This is a genomic window from Methanomethylovorans sp. (genome assembly GCF_050177135.1).
Taxonomy (GTDB): domain Archaea; phylum Halobacteriota; class Methanosarcinia; order Methanosarcinales; family Methanosarcinaceae; genus Methanomethylovorans.
Map to the genome: position 1 here is coordinate 1 of NZ_JBFXHJ010000165.1, position 4,401 is coordinate 4,401.

The 4,401-nt window shown below is 46.8% G+C and carries 5 protein-coding genes; 3 read left to right on the plus strand and 2 right to left on the minus strand.

The window, feature by feature from the left end:
- From AB7U21_RS10625 to AB7U21_RS10635, 3 genes are all read left to right on the plus strand, one after another.
- Window positions 1–868: Nre family DNA repair protein (locus AB7U21_RS10625; RefSeq protein ID WP_428388914.1), on the plus strand; the 868-nt coding region annotated here is incomplete at its 5' end.
- A gap of 94 nt (window positions 869–962) precedes the next feature.
- Entirely contained in the window at window positions 963–2,000 is a 1,038-nt protein-coding gene (locus tag AB7U21_RS10630) for an inorganic phosphate transporter (protein ID WP_428388920.1), read from the plus strand.
- Entirely contained in the window at window positions 1,997–2,689 is a 693-nt protein-coding gene (locus AB7U21_RS10635; protein WP_333787098.1) for a TIGR00153 family protein, read from the plus strand. Before AB7U21_RS10630 ends, AB7U21_RS10635 begins: the two co-directional genes overlap by 4 nt.
- Here AB7U21_RS10635 and AB7U21_RS10640 read toward each other — a convergent pair.
- Window positions 2,678–4,153: a phytoene desaturase family protein gene (locus AB7U21_RS10640; protein WP_428388916.1), complete on the minus strand. Its 1,476-nt coding sequence runs from the start codon at window positions 4,151–4,153 to the stop codon at window positions 2,678–2,680. The genes AB7U21_RS10635 and AB7U21_RS10640 overlap by 12 nt on opposite strands.
- Before the next feature lie 21 nt (window positions 4,154–4,174).
- Window positions 4,175–4,401, minus strand: a 227-nt coding sequence (locus AB7U21_RS10645) for a phosphoribosylaminoimidazolesuccinocarboxamide synthase (RefSeq protein WP_428388918.1), incomplete at its 5' end; no start/stop codon positions are given.

The window sequence follows — 4,401 nt, forward strand, 5'->3', positions numbered from 1 at the left end:
CCTGAAATCTCAGGAACTGGCCCTTTCTATAACGCCTGTGGATACTGAAGCTTGGTTCAACAAGCCTCTGTCTAACAGATTGAAGTTCGATAGCGTAATGACCCCTATGGGACCTTCAGGCGATCTAAAGGATCTGGATATCACTGAGAACCCGCATGTTCCAAAGAAGGTCGATTATCTGGTATATGATGACGATGCCCTGGCAAAGGATGCTGTTTCAGAGCTTATCTCCTCGAATATCTCTCAGGACCACATCACCCGTCTTCTTTCCATTGGACTGCTCGGAAAAGAGCGCAAGCTGGTACCCACCAGATGGTCCATAACAGCAGTGGACGACATGCTGGGCAAGGATCTGTTGCATAGTGTCCGGGATCATCCTCAGATAAGCGATATTATGCTCTTTAGCGGAGGAGCTTTCGGTAACCATTTCGAAATACTCTTGATCCCCCGAGTATTTTCCTATGAACTAATAGAGATATGGATGCCCAGGGCTGTATGGTCGGGTGACTCCACATGGATAGGTGCCGACGGTGAGGGCATGGACGGCAAAAAAGGATATTCCAGTCTTGCAGGTGGTTATTATGCGGCACGCCTTGGGGCCCTTGAGTACCTCAACGGTATCAGTAGACAGGCGACGGTGTTCATGGTAAGGGAGATCACACCCGATTACTGGGCACCTCTGGGTGTATGGGTTGTAAGGGAAGCTGCGCGCAACGCTTTGCAGAATCCTCCGCAGAGGTTCGAGAGCATAGGTGCAGCTTTGGCGGATATGTCCTCAAGGCTTCAAACTCCCATTGAGGCATGGGGGCCAAAAGCAAGTCTTATCAGAGAGTTGAAGTGCCAGAGGACTCTTGATTCTTTCTTCTAGGTCTATATGGCTATATAGTGATATATAGAATATTGTACCTACATTTATCTATATCTTCCTAAATTGTCCACGTAGTTATAGGAGGATAATGGAAATGGATATTTTTAATCCCTATGTGATAGCTCTCGTTGCTGCGGGATTATATATGGCCTGGAACATAGGGGCAAATGACCTTGCCAATGCCATGGGAACTTCAGTTGGCAGTGGTGCCCTTTCCCTTAAGCAGGTTATCCTGATCGCGGCGGTATTCGAGTTCTTAGGTGCTGTTTTCTTTGGAAAGCGTGTCACTTCCACCCTTGCCAAGGGTATTGTTCCAGTGGAACATATTAGCATGATCGATCCACATCTTGTGGTCATCGGTATGCTTGCAGCGATCCTGGCTGCAGGTTTCTGGATCACGCTTGCTACTTTTTATAATCTTCCTGTTTCCACCACTCATTCGATAGTTGGTTCTGTTCTTGGTTTTGGATTGGTATCGGCCTATCATGGGATCATATCTTACAGTGAGATACATTGGTCAGTTCTGGTCAAGATCGTGGCAAGCTGGCTGGTTTCCCCTTTGCTGGGTGCTCTTGTAGCATATATTCTATTCATGCTGGTGTCTCGTTTTATCCTCCAAAAAACTGACAAACCTTTTGCAGTTGAAAAGAAGTTCGTATATCTTCAGACCATGACCGCATGTTATATGGCATTTGCTCACGGTTCCAATGATGTTGCAAATGCAATAGGTCCTTTGTATGCAGGACTTAATGTGCTGGGTATGAATGGTGTGCAGATACCCACGTGGATCATGGTGATCGGCGGGTTCGGGATGGTGCTTGGGCTTGCTACATGGGGTTATAAAGTGATACAGACCATTGGTAACAAGATAACTGAACTTACTCCCACAAGGGGTTTCTGTGCAGAGTTTGCCACTGCGTCTGTTGTGGTGCTGCACAGTTATAGTTCCCTGCCTATCTCAACCACTCATACACTTGTCGGATCTGTGATAGGTGTCGGTCTTGCAGGCGGTCTTGCAGCGGTTGATTTAAGTGTGATAGGAAAGATAGCAGTATCCTGGATAATCACGGTGCCTGTGGCAGCGTTGACTTCAGCTCTGATATTCACAGGACTTATGGGGATAGGAATTTGACAAAAAGGGAATATATACGCTCTGTGCTAAGCGTCTTTGCAAAATCTCCTTTCAGACCTCTGCACATGCATGCCACTAAAGGAGGAGATGCTGTCCGAAAGTTAAGCGAGGAACTTTCTGCTTACTTTGAATGTGACACGACCACTGTGCTACGCCTAAATAATGAGATCGATATCCTTGAGCACGAGGCAGATGTGATAAAACAGACCATACGGGCGGAACTCACATCTACGATCATGCTGCCGGTCCATGCTGATGATCTCCTCAATTTCCTCAAACCGCAGGATTCGATCTCTGATGAGTGTCAGGATGCAGCTTACTGGCTTACACTACGAAATTGTCAGGTACCAAAAGAACTCGAGGAGGGGTTCCGTGAACTGATGTCCAGGACCCTGGCAACAGTGGAGATGTATGAACTTCTTGTGGACACACTAAGCGAGCTTCTTGAGTCTTCTTTTGGGAAGAAGGATGTACACGAAACCCTGGAGCTTGTTACCAGGGTAGAAGAAATGGAACACCAGGTGGACATTATCGAAAAACAAGTTATGAAACAGATATTCGAGAAGGAAGAATTGCTTGGTGGCGGAGGTGTTTATTTCTTCCTGGAACTTTCCAAGAACATAGGTCGCATTGCTGACCGTACCGAGAGTGCTGCAGACAGGTTGCGGACCATGGTATTAAGGAGATGAGTTCCGGCCTCCTCTCCTGTGCAGGTTACTATCTATGTTCAGTACACGCAGCATCTCTATTACAGAATATGCAGCACGGGTGATGCCCATACTGCGCCGGTCTGTGTCTGTTCCTGCAACATACAGATTCTTTATGGGCGTCCTGATGTCTGCAAAGTTCCCATCAATGGTAACTGCAGCTTTTTCAGGGATAATGATCTGTTCATGCTTCATTTCTACATGTTCCCCGATGCCGGGAACGGCGTTGTATATTGTTTCATAGGCCTTTTTGATCTCAGAGCTGTCATCCTTTTCCGGGTCTATTACAAAAGTAAAACCTACCAGTTGTTTTCCTTCAGGCGCAAGGGATGAGTCATAGTTGCTGATGGGCATTGCCCAGTAGGCCTTGTCCCTGAACCAGATCTCAGAACCTATGTAATTAAAAGCTTCCATTGTAGTGTCCAGCCCAAGCCAGATAGTAAGACTTTTTGTTTGTACGATGCCTTCTAGTTCTTTGACATAGGAGGAAGGCAGATCTTCTACAAGACATGGCAGATCCTTTGCAAAACCTGTGTGTATTACCATGTCAGCAAGGTATGTGTCGTCTGCCACCACGCCTTTTACTACTCCCTCCTCTGTCAGGATCTTATGCACAGGATTCTCCACCATAATCTCTACTGACTTGGGCAGGGAATATAGTATGGCATTAAGGAGTGATTTGAGGCCTTTACGCGGATATCCCTGGGAATAGCTTACCTTGTTAGTGGCAAGCCTGCCCAGGGTTGTAAGGGGACTTGACACCTTGTTCAGGCGGGTTTGCAGTGAGGTATGGAGATTCAACGGAATCAGGTTCTGCAGTACTTTCTCTTCATGACCATTCTTTTCGTCTGTTTTCAGGATTTCCTCTAACTGCTCAGGTGTTACGCTATCCCGCACAAATGCACTTCCTTCAAGTACCCTCTGTGCTGATGTGTGTTTCATATCCTTGCCTGAAAGGAAATAAGAAATAGTATCGGCAAAATCATATGTATCCTGGGAGAGGTTCCTGGGAAGGAATTCATATACCGATTGCTTGGAGAGGTCCATGCCAAAGGTTGTATATGTAAGGGCTTTGGTAACAGCCTGGCTAAGTGCCAGCCTGTCCATCCTCGGCAACACATCGAATGTCACGAACTCCTTGATATTGGAAGGCACTTTCACAAGACGCTTGTCCGTGCGGATGAAATAGTTTCCGTAGTCCTCGAATACGGGCAGGTAGTCGAAGTAGCTCTCCATGAGCCTTTTCAACGGACCTTCGATGAGATGTGTGATGGCATGCGCCCCGGTGTCCACCTGGAACCCATCCACTACATAACTATTGCAGTTGCCTCCTACCTGTTTGCTTTTTTCCAGTATCAGTACCTTTTTTCCATGCTTTGCAAGCACTAAAGCTGAAAGCAGTCCTGTAACGCCTGCACCGACAACTATAACATCATATTTTTTCATGATATCAACCCCTTTGAAGGCTCACTGGAATATCTCAGGGGCTATGCGTTTTGCTATTTCTTCATATGCTTTTGTCAGATCTCCTTTGTCGAAGCGGAAGATATCCTTATCCATGGACCTTCCCGTTTCCTTGTCCCAGAAGCGGCATGTATCGCAGGATATCTCGTCGGCTACCAGGATCTGTCCATCTTTCCTTCCGAACTCCAGTTTGAAGTCTGGCAGGGCTATGCCGCGTTCATCAAGGTATT

Coding starts and splice junctions, on each gene's coding strand:
- AB7U21_RS10640 (WP_428388916.1), bottom strand. CDS start 4,153: ATGAAAAAATATGATGTTATAGTTGTCGGTGCAGGCGTTACAGGACTG.
- AB7U21_RS10630 (WP_428388920.1), top strand. CDS start 963: ATGGATATTTTTAATCCCTATGTGATAGCTCTCGTTGCTGCGGGATTA.